This is a genomic window from Martelella mediterranea DSM 17316 (assembly GCF_002043005.1).
GTDB classification, from domain to species: domain Bacteria; phylum Pseudomonadota; class Alphaproteobacteria; order Rhizobiales; family Rhizobiaceae; genus Martelella; species Martelella mediterranea.
The window spans coordinates 863,573-881,756 of the sequence record NZ_CP020330.1 but is presented as its reverse complement, the minus strand read 5'-3'; the positions used below and the strand labels follow the sequence as shown (position 1 = coordinate 881,756).

Sequence of the window (18,184 nt, the reverse complement as noted above, 5' to 3'; positions counted from 1 at the left end):
ACTTCACCAGAGCACAGCGTGCTTGCGGGCGGCCGGCGTCCCTTGCCGTTATGGCTCGGTACGCCGCTTTTCCGTCTGCGTCAAGCAAAGTCCGCCCGACCGGGATTGCGACCTTGAAGGGCAAGGGACGGCGTGAGATAACGCCAGCCATGGCCTCAAGCGACCTTTTCATCAACGACCGGATCACCATTTTCGGCTGGGAGCTGACCGAGCAGTTCGTGCTGTCGGGCGGACCCGGCGGGCAGAACGTCAACAAGGTGGCGACCGCCGTTCAGCTATTCTTTCCGCTCACGGCCTCGCCCTCTCTGCCCGATACGGTCAAGCGCAATGCCGCGCGCATCGCCGGCCGCAAGCTCTCCAAGGAAGGCGTGCTGATGATCGAGGCCAACCGGTTTCGCTCCCAGGAGCGCAACCGCGAGGATGCCCGCGAGCGTCTCAAGGAGCTGATCCTCGCCGCCGCCGCCCCGCCGCCGCCGAGACGCCGCAAGACCAGGCCCACCAAGGGCTCGATCGAACGCCGGCTGAAGGCAAAGACCGGACGCGGCGCCATCAAGAAGATGCGCGGCAAGCCCGCGTCGGACGAGTGAGAGCGATGAACGACCTGCCCGAAGGCTTCCGTTATCTGCCGGATTATCTCGACCGCGCCGCCCAGGAGGCGCTGGTGGCCGAAATCCGCGCCGTGGTCGCAGACGCCCCGCTTTACGTGCCGACCATGCCGCGCACCGGCAAGCCGATGTCGGTCCGGATGACCAATTGCGGCGCGCTCGGCTGGGTCACCGACAAGGAACGCGGTTATCGCTATCAGGCAACCCATCCGGTGACCGGCAGGCCGTGGCCGCCCATGCCGGCAAGCCTTCTGAACCTCTGGGATACGCTCGCCGATTACGAGCGCCCGCCCGAGGCCTGCCTCGTCAATTTCTATGACGATACCGCCAAGATGGGCCTCCATCAGGACAGCGACGAGGCCGATTTCGCGGCACCCGTGCTTTCGGTCTCGCTCGGCGATACCTGCCTGTTCCGCGTCGGCGGGACCGAGCGGACCGACAAGGCGGTGTCGCTGAAGCTCAAGAGCGGCGATATCGTTCTGCTTGCAGGCAAAAGCCGCCTCGCCTTCCACGGCGTCACCCGCACCTATCCCGGCACCTCGACGCTTTTGAAGAACGGCGGCCGGATCAATCTGACGCTCCGCCGGGTGACGGCATAGCGCCTCATTGCACAAAAAAGCCGGCGGGCATGACCCCGCCGGCTCGCCTTGGGAGGCTGTGTTCAGACCGCGCCCGTCGGGCTCAACCCGCGGCGGTTCTGGATGAGCGCCGCGATCACCACCGGCGACATCACCGCAAGCCCGATCGCCAGCAGTTCCAGATCGCCGATCCCGGCGATTGCCTCGCCCGGCAGCGCGATCAGGATCGCGCCGATCAGGAGCGGCAGCCGCAGGATCCAGGCATAGGGGCTGTCGCGGAACACCGGACCGATGCCCATGATATAGCCCTGGATGCCGCCCGCGAACATCCACACCCCGAACAGCGCCAGCATCAGCGAGAGCACGATATTGCCCCAGCTGCCGTGGCCGATCAGCGCCGGATCGAATACGAAGAAGAACGGAATGAAATAGACGATGCTGCCGATCTTCATCGCCTCGAAGCCGGTGCGCATCGGCGGCGTGTTGGCGACCGATGCGGCGGCGAATGCGCCGAGCGCCACCGGCGGCGTAATGAAGGACAGCATGCCCCAGTAGAAGATGAACAGGTGCGAGGCCAGCGGATCGAGCCCGACCTGGATCAGCGCCGGCGCCAGCATCACCGCGAGGAAGATGTAGCAGGCCGTCGCCGTCATGCCGGTGCCGAGCACGAGGCTCGTCAGCGCGCCCATGATCAGGAGCAGCAGCGGGCTGTCGCCGGCGATCGACAGCAGATCGTTGACCAGCGTCGCAGCAAGGCCGGTCATCGAGAGCCCGCCGACGATCATGCCGACGGCGGCAAGGGTGGCGGCGAGCGTCGCGAACAGCCGGGCAAGCGAGTCGATGAAGTGCAGCACTTCCTTCCTGCCCCAGCGATCGGTCTTCGAGACGATCTGGTTGATCACCAGCAGCGCGGCGGTGGCATAGAACGGCGCATATTGCTCGTTCTGCATCACCAGCAGCATGAAGGTCAGAAGCCCGAAGGCGAAGACATGGTGCCAGCCTTCCTTCAGCGTCTGCTTCAGCTTCGGCAGTTCCTCGACCGGAATGCCCTTCAGCCCGTCACGCGCCGCACGCGCGTCGATCTGGATGAACAGGCCCATGAAATAGAGGAAGGCGGGGATGGCGGCCGAAACCGCGATCGTGGCATAGGGCACCTGCAGGAAATCCGCCATGACGAAGGCGGCGGCCCCCATGACGGGCGGCATGAGCACGCCGCCCGTCGAGGCGCAGGTCTCGATCCCGGCCGCCGTCGTGCCCTTCATGCCGACCCTGCGCATGGCCGGAATGGTCATGACGCCGGTGGTCAGCACATTGGTGACGACGCTGCCCGAAAGCGAACCCATCAGCCCGCTCGAAAGGATCGCGACCTTGGCCGGTCCGCCGCGGACATGACCGAGAAGCGCAAAGGCGAGATTGATGAAGAACCGGCCTGCGCCGGTATGTTCCAGCGCCGCGCCGAACACGACGAAGCCGAACACCAGATTGGCGAACGCCTTCAGCGGAATGCCGAGCATGCTTTCAAGGCTCATCGCGTGATAGGCGGCGACATAGGAAAACGGCGAGGAAAACGCCGAGATCGGCCCCGGCATCCGGTCGGCAAACAGCGGATAGGCAGAGAAGAACAGCACGATCAGGCCGAGGATAAGCCCGCCCGCGCGCCTGCCGGCGTCGAGCATGAGCGCCCACAGGATCGCGCTGAAGATCACCGCCGTTTGAGGCGGCGACATTTCCCAGCCGAGCAGCACGATGTCATAGGAATGAATGACGAAATAGGCGAGCGTGCCGACGGTGATGGCGGCAAGCGCCCAGTCGATGATGCCAGGCCCCTTGGCGGTGTTGCCGCCGAATCCGGGGATCAACAGAAACACCATCGGGATGGCGAGCGCCAGCACGAGATAGAAATACTGGTTTTCGAGGATCGTGAAACCGAAATGCGATCCGAGATTGAACGTCTGGTTGGTGCCGAGCACGAGGAGGATCAGGGTGAAGACCCTGACCGTCCATCGCGCCGGACCGGGAAGCTGGCGAGTGGGCGTCGACTCGCCGTCATGATAGATCTTTTCCGGTTCGGACATTGCCTTCTCTTACCTGAAATAGGCCGGGAAGCCCGCTGCTTCCAACGCATCGGCGCGCACCTGCATCCACTTCTCGGCAAAACCGTCGCCGCTTTCGCCTTCCATGGTCGCCCAGGCATCCTGCAGCACCTTGCCGCGGGCAACGAGGTCGTCATTGTGCTTCTGGATTTCGTCGGTCCAGACGCCGGCTTCCTTGTAGTATTCGATGGCGCCGGCATTATACGGCACGACCCAGTCGAATACCTGCCGGTCCGCCGCCCAGCCGGACGTGCCCGACTGCATCTTGGAATAGACCGGCGCCTGCAGGTCGATCGCCTTGGTGACGTTGTAGACCAGGTCTTGCGGCGCGGTGTAGGTGATCAGCGCCGGATAGGGCACGCCTGCGCATTCCAGCGGATGCTCCTCGTCGATATGGACGCCGACGGTTGCCTTGCGCTGGGTGAAGTGCGGGTTGACGGCCTGCAGGCGCTCCCAGCCTTCCTTGTCGGAGAACGGCATCGCCAGCCATTTCAGGCCCTGCGGCGAGGCCGCCGCCTGTTCCAGCACGCCGCTGCCGGAAGTCACCGCCGTCATCGCGTCGATCTGGCCGCTGGTGAATGCCTGCCAGGCACCGCCATAGCTCGGCTGCTCGACAAGCTGGACATCATCAACGGTGAGGCCCCCGAAGGCCAGAAACGCCCGGACATTGGACTGAAGCGATGGCGAGCTTACAACCCAGCCGATCTTCTTGCCCTTCAGGTCCTGGATCGAATTGATGTCGCCATTCTCGGCAACTCCCATGGCCACGCCGTTATCGGCGCCCGCCAGATCGACGGCCGTCAGTTTCTGCGGCCCGAGACCGGGCGTGGCATAGCTCAACACACCCTCGAAGGCATAGAAGGCATCGCTACCGGCCAGCGCGAACGGCACCCGGCCCTCGCGCGCCGGCGCGATCCGCGAAAGGTCGGTGGAGGCCGGCAGCACGCGCAGCGAAATGCCATAGGCATCTTCCAGCGCCTTGCCGACCGCGATCGACTGGTTGTAGCCAAGACTGCCGGTGTCGAAGCTGGTCCAGACCAGCGTCTTCGGCAGGGTAACGGTGTCATCGGCGACAGCACCGCCAGCCACCAGGCAGAATGCGCCGAGCGCCATGCGCGCAATCATGTTCATTGGTCTTCCTCCTCGTCATTTTCGCTGACTTCCCGGCATGCAGGCGCAATCGCTGCCCATCCGCCGTCCCGACCCGACGTTAAGATGACTTGCGTTTTGGAGATATTTCAATCCGGATGCGTTTCGCCTGTCGGAATGATCTCGGCGCCGGATGAGAGGAAGGCGGTCGCGCGGAAACACGAAAAGGGCAGCCCGGTGGAACCGCCCAAATTGAAGGAATTTCCAGAGCCCGAAAATGGAGCCCAGCAAAAAAGAGGACGGCTCCGCGCGCTCGTTATGAACTGGAAAAGCGCGTCAGGAGATTCCGCCGATAGCGAGACCGGGGAGGCTTGAGCCTGATCGCGATGCTGCTGCGACAATCATACGCTTTAGCGCACGATGCGCAGATTCAATAAGTTAGAGAACTTTAAATCGCGTTCGCCCGCCGATCGGCGATATAGAGGTTGCGCAGCTTCAGGCTGATCTCGCCCGGCTTGCCGTCGCCGATCTTGTGGCCGTCGATGGCAGTGACCGGCGTCACGAAATTGCTGGCGGAGGTAAAGAAGGCTTCCTTGGCGGTCTTCGCCTCTTCCACCGTGAAGGCGCGTTCCTCGACCTTGAAGCCGTTGCGGGCGGCGATCTCGAGCGCGGTGGCGCGGGTGATGCCGGGCAGGATCTCGCGCGACAGCGGACGGGTCACGACCACGCTCTCCTGCGTCACGATATAGGCGGTTGCCGATGTCTGCTCGGTGATGAAGCCGTCCTTGACCATCCAGGCATCGTCCGCGCCCTTTTCATGGGCCTCCATCTTGGCAAGGCTCGGATAGAGAAGCTGCACGGTCTTGATGTCGCAACGGCCCCAGCGCAGATCCTCGACCGTCACCACGGTGATGCCGTTCTTGCCCGTTGCCGCGCCCAGCACATTCTTCTTCTGGGTGAACATCGAGAAGGTCGGGGTCATGTTGTTTTCGAACATGAAGTCGCGGTCGCCCGGATTGCCGCGCGAGACCTGCAGGTAGATCAGACCTTCGGTCATGTCGTTGCGCGCCGCGATCTCGCGATGGAGCGCAAGCAGGGTATCATCATCGGTCGGCATGGCGATGCCGATGGCCTTGGTCGAGCGCTTCAGGCGCGCGGCATGGCCGTCATAATCGAGCAGCTTGCCGTCCAGCACGCAGGTGACTTCGTAAATCGCGTCGGCAAAGACATAGCCGCGATCGAAAATCGAGACCTTGGCCTCTTCCTCGGCCAGCCATTCTCCGTTGAGATAGACGATACGGCTCATCGCGCGCTCCTGCGTTTTCGTGGTATGAAAATGTCATAGCGGCTCGCAGGCTTCGATTCAAGCGCGAAATCTTCGTTGTTTGTTGCGAATAGAAATCAATTTTCCGCACGAACCACGGCTTTTACCGGATCCATGCGCTTGAACAGATGCATCATGAAGGCGGTGGCGAACAGCGGGGTCGCGAGATTGACGATCGGGATCGCCACGAAGCCGGCGACGACGAGGCCCGCGAGGAACACCGTCAATCCGCGCTTGCGCCGGAACGCCCGCGCCTCGGGCGGGCTCATGAACCGCATCGCCGCGAATTCGAAGAACTCGCGGCCGAGCAGATAGCCGTTGACGACGAAAAACGCGATCAGGTTGACGCCCGGCACCACCAGCAGCAGCAGCGCGAAGATATTGCCGAGGATGACGACGCCGAGAAAGGCCAGCGCCTCCTTCATGGCGGCAAAGACCGGTAGCGCCTCGCCCGGCGGATCGTCGGGATAATGATTGCGCTCGATATGCTCGGCCGCCTCGTCCAGAAAAATGCCGGCGACCAGCGCGGAGACCGGCGCCATCAGCAGCGCGAGGCCGAGCGCCAACCCGACCGCGGCGAACATCAGCAGCACGAAGGTGATCCAGCCGGTCCATTCCGGCATGGTCGGAAACAGGTTCTGAAGCCAGGGAACGGCAAGCCACATGAACAGGCTGCGGATCGCAACCCATAATCCGATCAGGCAGAGCAGCGAAAGGCCGAGCACCTTCCACAGGATGGCGCGCATCTTCGGGTCGATCAGATCGTAAAGCGCCCGGCGGGCGGCATCTATCAGCATGGTCGGCTCCAGCATGCAGGCAAGGACCGGCCTTGGCTACACCGCGCAAGGCTTCCTGCGCGATGTAGGGTGGTTTTTCACGTGAAACAAGCGGCTTCAGGCCGGGTGATGCTGCTGCTGGGCCAGCCAGTCGAGGCTTTCGCGGAAGCCGGTGAGGTCGGCGGTCGCCACTTCCTGGCTTTCCGGGCCGTCATAGCTCACCATGATCGCGTCCTCGCCGACCCTTGCCGCCGCCAGCACCGGCTGGACGATCTTCGGGTCGGTGGTCACATAACCGCCCTCGGCGTCATCCTGCCTGAGCTGGTTGACCTTGATCGCGGCGACCTCCTCGCCGTCCACCGAGATGGTGAACTTGCCGTCGCTCGGGAGCGTGTCCCAGCCGTCGATCGTCGGCAGCACCATCATGACCGGCGAGTTCGCGCCGCTGGTCCGCACGAAGGAGGGGATCGCCAGGCCGCCATCATTGGCCGGCAGGTCGCTGGTGGTCAGCCGGCAGGTCATGGCCGCGTTGCAGGCCGCGTTCCAGGTGGCGCCGGTATCGAGCACTTCCGCCGCCGAAGCCGTGGTCTGAAGCGAAAGCACGCCAACCACCGAGGCCGCCAGCCCCGCATATACAAGTGAACGCATTTTCATGAACGTTTTCCTTTCTGTACATTGACAGCGCGGCGACAATGGCTCGCCCTTCACGCCCAAATTGTGACGTGTGCGAAAGGCATTTTTTGAGCGATTGCTGATGGAAAACAAGAGATTGCTGCGGGCTCGGCCGAAAGCGGCGGGGCCGCCCCGCCAAGGCGTCATCCGTCCAATCCGCATATTGGCGGAACCGGCCTACGCCCACCAGCTCCGGTCGCCGGCAAGGCCGCGGGCCAGCACCTTGCGGACCGCATCCTCGGTCAGCGGCGCCGGATTGTTGAGCACCAGCCGGGTCGCCTTGACCGCCGAGCGGGCGATCTGGTCGAGATGGCGTTCCTCGATCCCGAGCGATTTGAGCTCCAGCGGCGTGCCGGCCTGTTCCAGCAGCGCCTCGATTCGTTCGATCGCAGCCCGGCCGTTTTCCTCCGGCGCGGCCGCAGCGTCGGCGACATCGAGGCAATGCGCCATCTCCGCGAATTCCGCCGTTGCATAAGGCAGGTTCAGCCGCATGACATAGGGCAGCAGCGCGCCGACGCCGAAACCGTGCGAGGTGTGGCCGATCGCCGCCATCGGACTCTGGATCGCATGGGCCGCCGCCGTGCCCGTCGTATTGATCGCCATGCCGGCGCAATAGGCGGCGAACATCACATCCGACCGCGCGGCGAGATCGTCGGGGTTTTCGACCACGCGCGCAAGCGAGCGGTTCATCAGCCTGAGCCCCTTCTCGCAGAACATGTCGGTGATGCGGTTCTTGCCGACATAGATCTGGGTTTCGATCTGCTCAGGGCTCGGGTTCTTCGGTTTCGCGGTATAGGCCTCGACCAGATGCGACAGCGCGTCGGCGGCGGTCGCCGCCGTCAGGCCGGGCGGGCAGGTGAGCGTCAGTTCGGGATCGATGATCGCAATCGCCGGCTCGATATGGGCATCGGCGACCGCCATCTTCATGCCGGTGTCCTCATCGAAGACGATCGCGAGGCTGGTGACCTCCGCCCCGGTTCCGCCGGTGGTCGGGATGGTGATCACCGGAATGCAGGGGCCCGGCACCGCGAACTCGCCGAAATAATCGCGGACATCGCCGCCATGGGCGAGTACGGCCGAGGCCGCCTTGGCGAGATCCATGCAGGACCCGCCGCCGACGCCGATGATGACATCGACAGCGCCCGCCGTCTCCGCGACCTCCATGACGTTGCGGCGCGGCAGGTCCGGCTCGGCCTGGTCATAGACCGAAACCGCAAGACCACATTCGCGCAGGTCCTCGGCAAGCACCGCAAATTCCGAAGTCGTCGCCATGCGGGCGTCGGTGACCACCAGCGCGCGGGTCCCGAAGCCGCGTGCATAGCGGCCAAGCTGGCGGCGCTGGCCGGGGCCGAACAGCACCGTTTTCGGCTGGCGCACGAGGCCAAGCCCCAGTGTATTCTCCATCGTCATCAGCTCAGCGCCTCGTTGACCGTGACCGCCATGTATTTCTGCTCCATGAATTCATAGATCCCCTCCTGCCCGGCCTCGCGCCCGATGCCCGAGGCCTTGGTGCCGCCGAACGGGGCCTTGGGATCGGCCATGATGCCGCGATTGATGCCGACCATGCCGAACTCCAGCCGCTCGCCAAAGGTCAGCGCGCGCGACAGGTCCCTTGTAAACACATAGGAGGCCAGGCCGAAATCGCTTTCATTGGCAAAGGCGAGCGCCGCCTCCGGACCATCGACCGAAAAGATGGCCGCAATCGGCGCGAACAGCTCGTTCGAGCACATCACTTCGTTGCGGCCCTCGAACCGCACCACCGTCGGCTCGAAGAAATAGCCCTCGCCCGCCACCGGCTTGCCGCCGGCAAGCAGCTGGCCGCCGGCATCGGTGAGCTGCTTCAGGGTCTCGCCCAGCCGGTCGCGCTGCCTGGCCGAAATCATCGGCCCGACATCGACCGCGCCCATGCCGTCGCCGACTTTCAGCGCCTTGACCTTGGCCACGAACTTTTCCGTGAACGCGGCCTCCACCCTCCGGTCGACGATGATCCGGTTGGCGGCAACGCAGGCCTGGCCGGCATTGCGGAACTTGCAGATGATCGCCTGCTCGGCCGCGAGATCGATATCGGCATCATCGAGCACGATGAACGGCCCGTCGCCGCCAAGCTCCATCGATGCGTTGAGAATGTTGCGCGCGCCCTGCTCCATCAGCAGGCCGCCAACTCCGGTGGAGCCCGTGAACGAGACCTTGCGCAGGCGCTTATCCTTCAAAAGCGGCTCGGAGACGCCGGAGGACTTGGTGGTGTGCAGCAGGTTGACGACGCCTGCCGGAAAGCCCGCATCATGCAGCACTTCCACAAACAGCGCGCCCGTGAGCGGCGTCTCCTGGGCAGTCTTGGTGATCGTGGTGCAGCCGGCGGCAAGGGCCGCGCCCGCCTTGCGCACGATCATCAGCAGTGGGAAGTTCCAGGGGGTGATCAACAGGCAGGGCCCGATCGGCTGATGCTTGACCACGACCCGGAAATCACCGCTGGAACTGTCGGAATAGGAACCGTGGATATGGGCGCTCTGCTCCGCGAACCACAACAGGAAATCGGCGGACAGCAGAAATTCCGCCCGCGATTCCGTCAGCGGCTTGCCGCTTTCGAGCGTCATGACCTTCGTGAACGCTTCCTCGCGCTCCATCATCAGACGGTAGGCCTTGTGCATGAGGTTGGCGCGGGCGCGCGGCGCAAGCTTTGCCCAGCCGGGCTGGGCCGCGGCCGCGGCATCAAGGGCGGCAAGCGCCTCGGCCGAGGTCGCATGCGACACCGACGCGACCGGCCGTCCGTTTGCCGGGTTCATCACCTGAAACTCTGACGGCCCTTCCACCCATTGGCCACCGATATAGAGCCTGCGATCGGGCATCAGAGCCTCGTGATCCGTGGAGAGCGGACTTTGCGTGTTCATGTCATACCATCCTTGGTGAAGCGGCGCTGGTCGCTGCCTTTTTAATATGTTCGTATTACGGTATTATAGGAATATGATCATGACAAGGGCATTTTGCGTCATTGACGATAATACCGTAATACCATATGAGTGTGTGAAAGCGAGGTCTGCGGCGCATTTTTTGCCGCCGGAAGCGTCAGGCTCAAAACCAAGCGCCGGCTCCGCGACCCGCTTAAGGATAAAGACCGGCGTGCGCCTTGCCGCCGCAAGATTTGACGAGAATGGGAGGTTTCACAATGAACGCGGTATCGCACAAACAGCTTGAGCTCGATGTCGCCATCATCGGCGCGGGCGTCGGCGGGCTCTACGCGCTGCACAAGACGCGCAACGTGCTCGGCATGAAGGCCGAAGCCTTCGATGACGCCGGCGGCGTTGGCGGCACATGGTACTGGAACCGCTATCCGGGCTGCCGGGTCGACACCGAATCGACCGTCTACACCTATTCCTTCGACCTCGACATGTTCCAGAACTGGGAATGGTCGGAGCGCTATGCCAAGCAGCCTGAAGTGCTGAACTATCTGAACGCGGTCGCCGACAAGCACGACCTGAAGCGCTCGATCCATTTCAACACCCGCATCGCCAGCGCCGAATGGAAAGAGGACGAGGGCCGCTGGCTCCTGACCACCACGGCCGGCGATACGGTGAAGGCAAAATATGTGATCGAGGCCGTGGGGCTTCTCTCCTCCTCCTATGCCCCGCAATTCCCGGATCAGGACAAGTTCAAGGGCGAGGTGCTACTCGCCTCGAAATGGCCGGACAACGCGCCCGACCTTCAGGGCAAGCGCGTCGGCGTGGTCGGAACCGGCTCGACCGGCATCCAGATCATCACCGCGCTCGCCGACAAGGTCGGCCATCTGCATGTGTTACAGCGCACCGCGCAATGGGTGGTGCCGCTCGGCATCGGCCCCTTCCCGGCCGAAACGCGCGAGAAGATCAAGGCCGATCCGCACGGCTTCCGCGACTGGGCGCTGAGCACGGCGGCGGTTTTCGGCTTTGACGAAAGCACCGTTTCCGCGCTTGAGGTCGACAATGAAGAGCGCAAACGCGTTTACGAAAAGGCCTGGAAAAAAGGCAATGGCTTCAGCTTCCTGCTCGAAACCTTCTCCGATATTCCGGTGACCGCAGAGGCCAACAAGACGGCGACCGACTTCATCAAGTCGAAGATCGACGCCATCGTCACCGACCCCGAAGTCGCCCGCAAACTGACCCCACGCGACTATTACGCCAAGCGTCCGCTGGCCGCCGACAATTACTACGAGACCTATAATCGCGACAATGTCACCCTCCACGACGTCAAGGCGGAGCCGATCGAGCGATACACCGAAAACGGGCTGATCGTCGGCGGCAAGGAGCTGGAACTCGACGTGGTGATCATGGCGACCGGCTTCGACGCGATGACCGGCAACTATCTGAAGATCGACACGATCGGGCGCAACGGCGTACGGCTGAAGGATGCCTGGAAGAACGGTCCGCGCGCCTATGCCGGCATGTCCATCGCCGATTTCCCGAACCTTCTGATGGTATTCGGACCCTTCAGCCCGTTCACCAGCCAGCCGCTGGTGCATGAATGGCAGGTCGACTTCCTGTGCGACCTGATCGAGAAGGCCGAACAAGGCAACAGCATCATCGAGACCACGAGAGAGGCCCAGGACGACTGGGTGCGGGTGTGCCAAGAAGGCATGGCCGGCACGCTGTTCGAAGTGACGGACAGCTGGATCAACGGCGCCAACATTCCCGGCAAGCCCAGAACCTCGATGTGGTACATGGGCGGCATGGGCAATTACATGACCGAAATGAACGCCATCCGCGACGACAATTACCGCGGTTTCGAAGTCCGCTGATCCCGGTCGCCGAAAACACGGGATCGCCCGGACTTCGGTACAATGGACGCTCCGGCGCGCAATCTCCGCCCTCAAGGGCGGAGATTGGCGGGGCCATGCGGCCCCTCACACCTCCATCGAATAGCCGGCGCCGCGCACGGTGCGGATCACGTCGGGCATTTGCGAGAAGTTGAGGGCCTTTCTGAGACGCCCGACATGGACGTCGACGGTGCGTTCGTCGACATAGATGTCGTGGCCCCACACACCGTCGAGAAGCTGGGAGCGGGAGAACACCCGGCCGGGCGAGGTCATCAGGAATTCGAGCAGCCGGAACTCGGTCGGCCCGAGGCGGACTTCCTTGGCCTTGCGGTGAACGCGGTGGGTCTCGCGGTCAAGCTCGATATCGCCGCATTTGAGCACGCTGGAAAGCACTTCCGGCCGGGCGCGCCGCAGGATCGCCCTGACGCGGGCCATCAGTTCCGGGGTCGAGAACGGCTTGACGACATAATCGTCGGCGCCGATCGCAAGACCGCGCACCCGCTCGCTTTCCTCGCCGCGCGCCGTCAGCATGATGATCGGCAGACGCTCGGTCTCGGGCCGCATCCGGAGCCTGCGGCAAAGCTCGATGCCGGAAACGCCCGGCAACATCCAGTCGAGCAGCAGGAGGTCCGGCACCCGCTCCTGCAGCCTGAGTTCGGCCTCGTCGCCGCGCGCGATCGTCTCGACTTCATAGCCTTCCGATTCAAGGTTGTAGCGCAGCAGGACGCTCAGCGCTTCTTCATCTTCGACAACTGCAATCTTCGGAACCATCTCGTGCCTCTGTCAAATGGTTTCAGGACTTGCTCTCGCCGGAGCCGACCGAGGGCGACATGTCGTCCTTCGGGCGTTCTCCCTGTGGCTGCGAGCCGGTGGCGATGTAGTAGATCATTTCAGCAATATTGGTGGCGTGGTCGCCGATGCGCTCGATGTTCTTGGCGCAGAACAGAAGATGCGTGCAGGTGGTGATATTGCGCGGATCCTCCATCATGTAGGTCAAAAGCTCGCGGAACAGCGAGGTGTAGATCGCGTCGATCTCCTCGTCGCGCTCGCGGATCGAATTGGCCTTGTCGGCCTGGCGCGAGGTGTAGGCGTCGAGCACTTCCTTGAGCTGCAGCAGCGCCAGTTCCGACAGGTGCTCGATGCCGTGGGCGAGCTTGCGCGGAACCCCGGTGCCCTGCACCGAGATCACCCGCTTGGCGGTGTTCTTGGCCATGTCGCCAACGCGCTCGAGGTCGGCGGCGATGCGGATCGCACCCATGATTTCACGCAGGTCCGCCGCCACCGGCTGGCGCCGCGCGATGGTGACGATCGCCTTTTCGCCGACCTCGCGCTCGGCCTCGTCCAGCGCCAGATCCTCGGCGATCACCTTCTCGGCGAGTTCGGTATCGGTGTTGACCAGCGCCACGACGGATTGCGAGACCATCTCTTCCGCCATGCCGCCCATTTCGGAAATCCGGCGCTGGAGATATTTCAGCTCCTCGTCGAAGGCCGATATGATATGCGAGTGTGCCATCTGTGCGTCTCCTTAACCGAACCTGCCCATAATGTAGTCCTGGGTGCGCTGGTCCGCGGGATTGGTGAAAATCGTGTCGGTGTCGTCCTCCTCGACCATGTAGCCGAGATGGAACATCGCCGTGCGCTCTGACACGCGCGCGGCCTGCTGCATCGAATGGGTCACCATCACGATGGTGTAGTTCTGCTTTAATTCGCTGATCAGCTCTTCCACGCGGGCGGTCGCGATCGGGTCGAGCGCCGAGCACGGCTCGTCCATCAGGATCACTTCCGGGCTGACGGCGATGGCGCGCGCGATGCAAAGCCGCTGCTGCTGGCCGCCGGAAAGGCTGGTGCCGGGTTCCTGCAGGCGGTCCTTGACCTCGTTGAAGAGGCCCGCCTTCTGCAGGCTGGTCTCCACGATCCGGTCGAAATCCGAACGATGACGGGCAAGGCCGTGGATGCGCGGGCCGTAGGCGACGTTCTCGTAGATCGATTTCGGAAACGGGTTCGGGTTCTGGAACACCATGCCGACGCGGGCGCGCAGTTCCACCACATCAATGCCGGAGGTATAGATATCCTCGCCGTCGAGCGTGATCGTGCCGGTCACCCGGCAATTGTCGATCGTGTCATTCATGCGGTTGAGCGTGCGCAGGAAGGTCGACTTGCCGCAGCCCGACGGGCCGATCAGCGCGGTGACGGCATTCTGGCGGATGTTCAGGTTGACGTCGAACAGCGCCCGCTTCTGCCCGTAATAGACGGAAACATCCTTGCCGACCATCTTGTAGGTTTGTTCGTTCATGTTTCCGCTCATTGTTCTTTTCGCATCAAGGGTCATTCTACCAGCGCCGCTCGAAGCGGCGGCGGAGAATGACTGCGGTCAGGTTCATCAGGATCAGGAATACCAACAGCACGATGATCGCCGCCGAGGTGCGCTCGACAAAGGCGCGCTCGGCTTCGCCCGCCCACATGTAGATCTGCACCGGCAGCGCGGTCGAGGGATCGAGCGGGCTTGCCGGATAATCCGCCACGAAGGCGACCATGCCGATCAGCAGCAGCGGCGCGGTTTCGCCGAGCGCGCGGGCCAGGCCGATGATCGTGCCGGTGAGAATGCCGGGCATGGCGAGCGGCAACACGTGGTGGAACACCGCCTGCATCTTCGACGCGCCGACGCCGAGCGCCGCCGAGCGGATCGAGGGCGGCACCGCCTTCAGCGCCGAGCGGGTGGCGATGATGATCGTCGGCAGCGTCATCAACGTCAGCACCAGCCCGCCAACGAGTGCGGCCGAGCGCGGCAGGCCGAGAAAGCCGATGAACAGCGCCACGCCGAGCAGGCCGAAGACGATCGACGGCACGGCGGCGAGGTTGTTGATATTGACCTCGATGACATCGGTGAACCGGTTCTTCGGCGCGAATTCCTCGAGATAGATCGCGGACGCCACGCCGAGCGGCAGGGACAATACCAGCACGATGCCCATCATGTAGAGCGTGCCGACGAAGGCGACGCCGATGCCCGCCGATTCCGGCCGCGAGGATGCGCCATGGGTGAAGAAGCCGGCGTTGAAGCTCTTGTGCAGCCGGCCTTCCGCCTTCAACTCCGCCATCCATGCGGCCTGTTGATCTGAGACGCGGCGGCTGGTTTCCGGCAGCGAGAGATCGATCTGGCCCTTGTTGGCGGAATCGACATCGGCGGCGGCCAAGAGCTTCACGTCGACGGTCTTTCCGATCACCGACGGATCGTCCATCACCACGTCGCGCAGGTCGACGCGGGCCGAGCGCGAGACGAGCCGCATGGCTTCGCGCATCTCGGCGGCATTGGCGGGGTCGAGATCGAGCGTTTTCGCCAGCGCGTCCTGCACCAGAGCCGGATAGTTCGCGGTCAGCAGCAGGCGCGGGTTTTCGTCGCGCAGGCCCTCGGGGTCGACCACCTGTTCCGAAAACGTGATCGGCAGCGTGATCGTGGTCTGCTGGAAGGCGGAAAAGCCCTTGCCGGCGACCGAGAACAGCAATGCCGCCAGGAAGAACAGGCCGGCGAAGATCGCAAGGAAACCGAATACGCGGAACCGCCTTTCGGCGCGGTGGCGGCGTTTCAGCCCCTTGCGGCGGGTCTCGGTGACCCTGCGGCGGAAATCCCCCGCCTCGTTCGGATTGGTGAATGTCTCGCTCATGCGTACTGCTCCCGGTATTTGCGCACGACATAGAGCGCGTAGACATTGAGGCAGAGCGTGATCACGAACAGGGTCAGGCCGAGCGCGAAGGCCACCAGCGTCTGCGGCGTGTTGAATTCGAGGTCGCCGGTGAGCTGGTTGACGATCTTCACCGTCACCGTCGTCATCGGCTCGAACGGATTGATCTGCAGATTGGCGGCAACGCCGGCGGCAAGCACCACGATCATGGTCTCGCCGATCGCGCGCGAGGCCGTCAAAAGCAGCGCGCCGACAATGCCCGGCAGCGCCGCCGGCAGAACCACGCGCTTGATGGTCTCCGACTGCGTCGCGCCAAGCCCCAGCGAGCCCTTGCGCAGGCTGTCGGGCACGGCGTTGATGATGTCATCGGAGAGCGACGAAACGAAGGGAATCAGCATGATGCCCATCACCACGCCCGCCGTCAGCACCGACTGCGCCTCGATGAAATTGCGGTAATTGCCGGTGAACAGCCCGTTCAGCTCCACCGAGATATCGCGCAGCAGCGGGCCGACCGTGATCAGCGCGAAAAAGCCGTAGACGATGGTCGGAATGCCGGCGAGCACCTCCAGCAGCGGCTTGGCGATCGAACGCAGCCGGCCGCTGGCATATTCCGACATGTAGATCGCGGCATAGAGCCCGATCGGCACCGCAACCGCCATCGCCACCGCGGAAATATAGATCGTGCCGGCCAGAAGCGGGATCAGGCCGAACTGGCCGGGCGAGCCGGTCTCGCCGGCGGCGGCAAAACGCGGGTCCCACACCGTGCCGAAGAAGAAATCGATCGGCGAGACCTGGGCGAAGAAGCGCAGCGATTCCGACAACATCGACAGCACGATGCCAACGGTCGTCAGGATCGCGATGGTGGAGGCCAGAAGCAGGGCCCCCAGCACCACCTGTTCGACGCGGTTGCGGGCCTGGAACTGCGGCCTGACCGCGCGGAAGGACAGCGCCAGCGAGACGAGAGCGACGGCCAGCACGGCGGCCGCCATGGCGTAGCTGCTTTTCGCCGAAAGCGCGTTCATCCGCTCCGCCGATTTGAGCACGAAGGGCTGCGGATTGGCGGCCAGCGGAATGCCGCTTTTGGCAAGCACCGCGCGAAGCTGGCTGGAATCTTCCGCGACGCGTTCGCGCGCGGCATCGGGAAGCTGGCGCAGGCCGTAGGCGACGGAGGTGACGGTGTTGAAGGTCAGGCTTTGGGCGGAGGCCGGCTGCGCCTTCACGCTATCGGGAAAACCTTCACGGATCTCCGCGCCGATCAGGAGCGGGCTCGCCACCATCCATACCGCCATCAGGAGCACGGCCGGAACGACGGTCGCGATCGTGACGAAGCTTGCGTGGTGGCTGGGGCGTGAGTTGATCCGCCCGGCATCGGCCAGCGCATAGGCCTTGGCGCGGGCGGCGAAGAAACCGCCTGCGCTGAGAAGCACGATGAGCGCCAGTATGATCAAAAACACATGCATATCCGGACCATCCGGGGCTTCAGGCCCCTTGTTGCCGCCGGCGGCGGCGATTGTCATTCATAGCGGTCGCTACTGTGTCTGCTGCAGCGTCACGCCCGCATCGAAAGCGGCCTTGGTTGCCGCGCGTTCCGCTTCCGAAGCCGGCACGAGGCCATATTCGGCAAGCGGGCCATAGGGCCCGGCCATGTCGTCGGAGAGGAAGAAATCGACATATTCCTTGAGGCCCGCGATCGCTCCGACATGGGCATTCTTGACGTAGAAATAGAGCGGTCGCGAGACCGGGTATTCGCCGGAGCCGACGGTTTCGAGCGTCGGCGTGACGCCGTCGATCGTCGCCACATTCAGCTTGTCAGTATTGTTGTCGTAAAAGGACAGGCCGAAGACGCCGAGCGCCGAACGGTTGGCGGCGACCCGCGCCAGCGTTTCGGTATAGTCGCCGTCAATGCCCGGCGCGCGGCCATCCTTGCGCACCGCAATGCATTTGCTCTCGCCCTGCTTCTCGCCGAATTCTTTCGTGAGAAATTCGACAGCGCCCGACTCTTCGCAGCCGACCGCTAGCACCTTTTCCTCGAACACCTCGCGGGTGCCGTGCTTTTCGCCGGGAATATAGGCGGTGATCTCGACATCGGGCAGCGCCGGATTGACTTGCGCCCAGCGGGTATAGGGGTTTTGCACGAGCTTGCCGTCGATCACCAGTTCGGCGGCGAGCGCCTTATAGAGATCGAGCGGCGTCAGCGCCATCGGTTCCATCGCGGCGTCGGTGGCGAACACGATGCCGTCATAACCGAACACGATCTCGGAAATGCCGGTAACACCGTTCTTGGCGCAGTTTTCGCGCTCGCCCTCGCGCATTGGCCGCGAGGCATTGGCGATATCGATGGTGCGCGGGCCGACGCCCTTGCAGAATTCCTTGAGCCCGGCCGACGAGCCGCCCGATTCCACGATCGGCGTCTTGTAGTCGGGATAGATCTCGCCAAAGGTTTCCGCCACGATCTTGGCATAGGGCAGCACGGTGGAGGAGCCGGCGATCTGGATCTGGCTGCGCGCCAGCGCCGGCGCGGCAAAGGCAAGCGCGGCGGCAAGCGTCACGATCGGCAGGATGAATGGCTTCATGGCTGGCTCGC

16 protein-coding genes are annotated in these 18,184 nt (G+C 63.6%); 3 read left to right on the top strand and 13 right to left on the bottom strand.

Features of this window, described 5'->3' with window-relative positions; genetic code table 11:
• The first annotated feature begins 149 nt into the window (after nt 1–149).
• The gene (arfB, locus tag Mame_RS04005) at nt 150–587 is read left to right on the top strand and encodes an alternative ribosome rescue aminoacyl-tRNA hydrolase ArfB (protein ID WP_018065323.1); all 438 of its coding nucleotides are present in this window, start codon (nt 150–152) and stop codon (nt 585–587) included.
• 5 nt (nt 588–592) lie between these two features.
• Nucleotides 593–1,204 (top strand): alpha-ketoglutarate-dependent dioxygenase AlkB family protein, encoded by a 612-nt coding sequence (locus tag Mame_RS04000; RefSeq protein WP_018065324.1) that lies wholly within the window; start codon nt 593–595, stop codon nt 1,202–1,204.
• A gap of 62 nt (nt 1,205–1,266) precedes the next feature.
• Here Mame_RS04000 and Mame_RS03995 read toward each other — a convergent pair whose 3' ends face one another.
• From Mame_RS03995 to Mame_RS03965, 7 genes are all read right to left on the bottom strand, one after another.
• Nucleotides 1,267–3,258, bottom strand: a complete 1,992-nt coding sequence (locus Mame_RS03995; protein ID WP_018065325.1) for a TRAP transporter permease — start codon at nt 3,256–3,258, stop codon at nt 1,267–1,269.
• Nucleotides 3,259–3,267: 9 nt separating this feature from the next.
• Complete coding sequence (locus Mame_RS03990) at nt 3,268–4,407, bottom strand: TAXI family TRAP transporter solute-binding subunit (RefSeq protein WP_018065326.1); 1,140 nt, start codon at nt 4,405–4,407, stop codon at nt 3,268–3,270.
• A gap of 406 nt (nt 4,408–4,813) precedes the next feature.
• Nucleotides 4,814–5,671, bottom strand: coding sequence for a D-amino-acid transaminase (locus Mame_RS03985; protein ID WP_018065328.1), 858 nt, complete (start codon nt 5,669–5,671; stop codon nt 4,814–4,816).
• 95 nt (nt 5,672–5,766) lie between these two features.
• On the bottom strand, nt 5,767–6,486 hold the full coding sequence (locus Mame_RS03980; RefSeq protein WP_026173564.1) for a sulfate transporter family protein: 720 nt from the start codon (nt 6,484–6,486) through the stop codon (nt 5,767–5,769).
• 96 nt (nt 6,487–6,582) lie between these two features.
• Nucleotides 6,583–7,113 (bottom strand): hypothetical protein, encoded by a 531-nt coding sequence (locus Mame_RS03975; RefSeq protein WP_155122020.1) that lies wholly within the window; start codon nt 7,111–7,113, stop codon nt 6,583–6,585.
• Between the two features lie 201 nt (nt 7,114–7,314).
• On the bottom strand, nt 7,315–8,547 hold the full coding sequence (locus tag Mame_RS03970; protein WP_018065331.1) for an iron-containing alcohol dehydrogenase: 1,233 nt from the start codon (nt 8,545–8,547) through the stop codon (nt 7,315–7,317).
• Nucleotides 8,547–10,025, bottom strand: coding sequence for an NAD-dependent succinate-semialdehyde dehydrogenase (locus Mame_RS03965; protein WP_018065332.1), 1,479 nt, complete (start codon nt 10,023–10,025; stop codon nt 8,547–8,549). Before Mame_RS03965 ends, Mame_RS03970 begins: the two co-directional genes overlap by 1 nt.
• 275 nt (nt 10,026–10,300) lie before the next feature.
• On the opposite strand from Mame_RS03965, the gene Mame_RS03960 reads away from it, so the two are divergent.
• Entirely contained in the window at nt 10,301–11,905 is a 1,605-nt protein-coding gene (locus Mame_RS03960; protein WP_018065333.1) for a flavin-containing monooxygenase, read from the top strand.
• 105 nt (nt 11,906–12,010) lie between these two features.
• On the opposite strand, the gene phoB is transcribed toward Mame_RS03960, so the two are convergent.
• The 6 genes from phoB to Mame_RS03930 form a co-directional block, all read right to left on the bottom strand.
• Complete coding sequence (gene phoB, locus Mame_RS03955) at nt 12,011–12,694, bottom strand: phosphate regulon transcriptional regulator PhoB (protein ID WP_018065334.1); 684 nt, start codon at nt 12,692–12,694, stop codon at nt 12,011–12,013.
• Between the two features lie 22 nt (nt 12,695–12,716).
• A complete protein-coding gene (gene phoU, locus Mame_RS03950; RefSeq protein WP_018065335.1) occupies nt 12,717–13,436 on the bottom strand; it encodes a phosphate signaling complex protein PhoU in 720 nt (239 codons plus the stop codon).
• 12 nt (nt 13,437–13,448) lie between these two features.
• The gene (gene pstB, locus Mame_RS03945; RefSeq protein ID WP_026173565.1) at nt 13,449–14,252 is read right to left on the bottom strand and encodes a phosphate ABC transporter ATP-binding protein PstB; all 804 of its coding nucleotides are present in this window, start codon (nt 14,250–14,252) and stop codon (nt 13,449–13,451) included.
• A 1-nt stretch (nt 14,253) separates the two neighbouring features.
• Entirely contained in the window at nt 14,254–15,582 is a 1,329-nt protein-coding gene (gene pstA, locus Mame_RS03940; RefSeq protein WP_018065337.1) for a phosphate ABC transporter permease PstA, read from the bottom strand.
• Nucleotides 15,579–17,060: a phosphate ABC transporter permease subunit PstC gene (gene pstC, locus Mame_RS03935; protein ID WP_026173566.1), complete on the bottom strand. Its 1,482-nt coding sequence runs from the start codon at nt 17,058–17,060 to the stop codon at nt 15,579–15,581. Before pstC ends, pstA begins: the two co-directional genes overlap by 4 nt.
• Before the next feature lie 69 nt (nt 17,061–17,129).
• Complete coding sequence (locus tag Mame_RS03930; protein WP_018065339.1) at nt 17,130–18,173, bottom strand: PstS family phosphate ABC transporter substrate-binding protein; 1,044 nt, start codon at nt 18,171–18,173, stop codon at nt 17,130–17,132.
• Nucleotides 18,174–18,184: the final 11 nt, after the last annotated feature.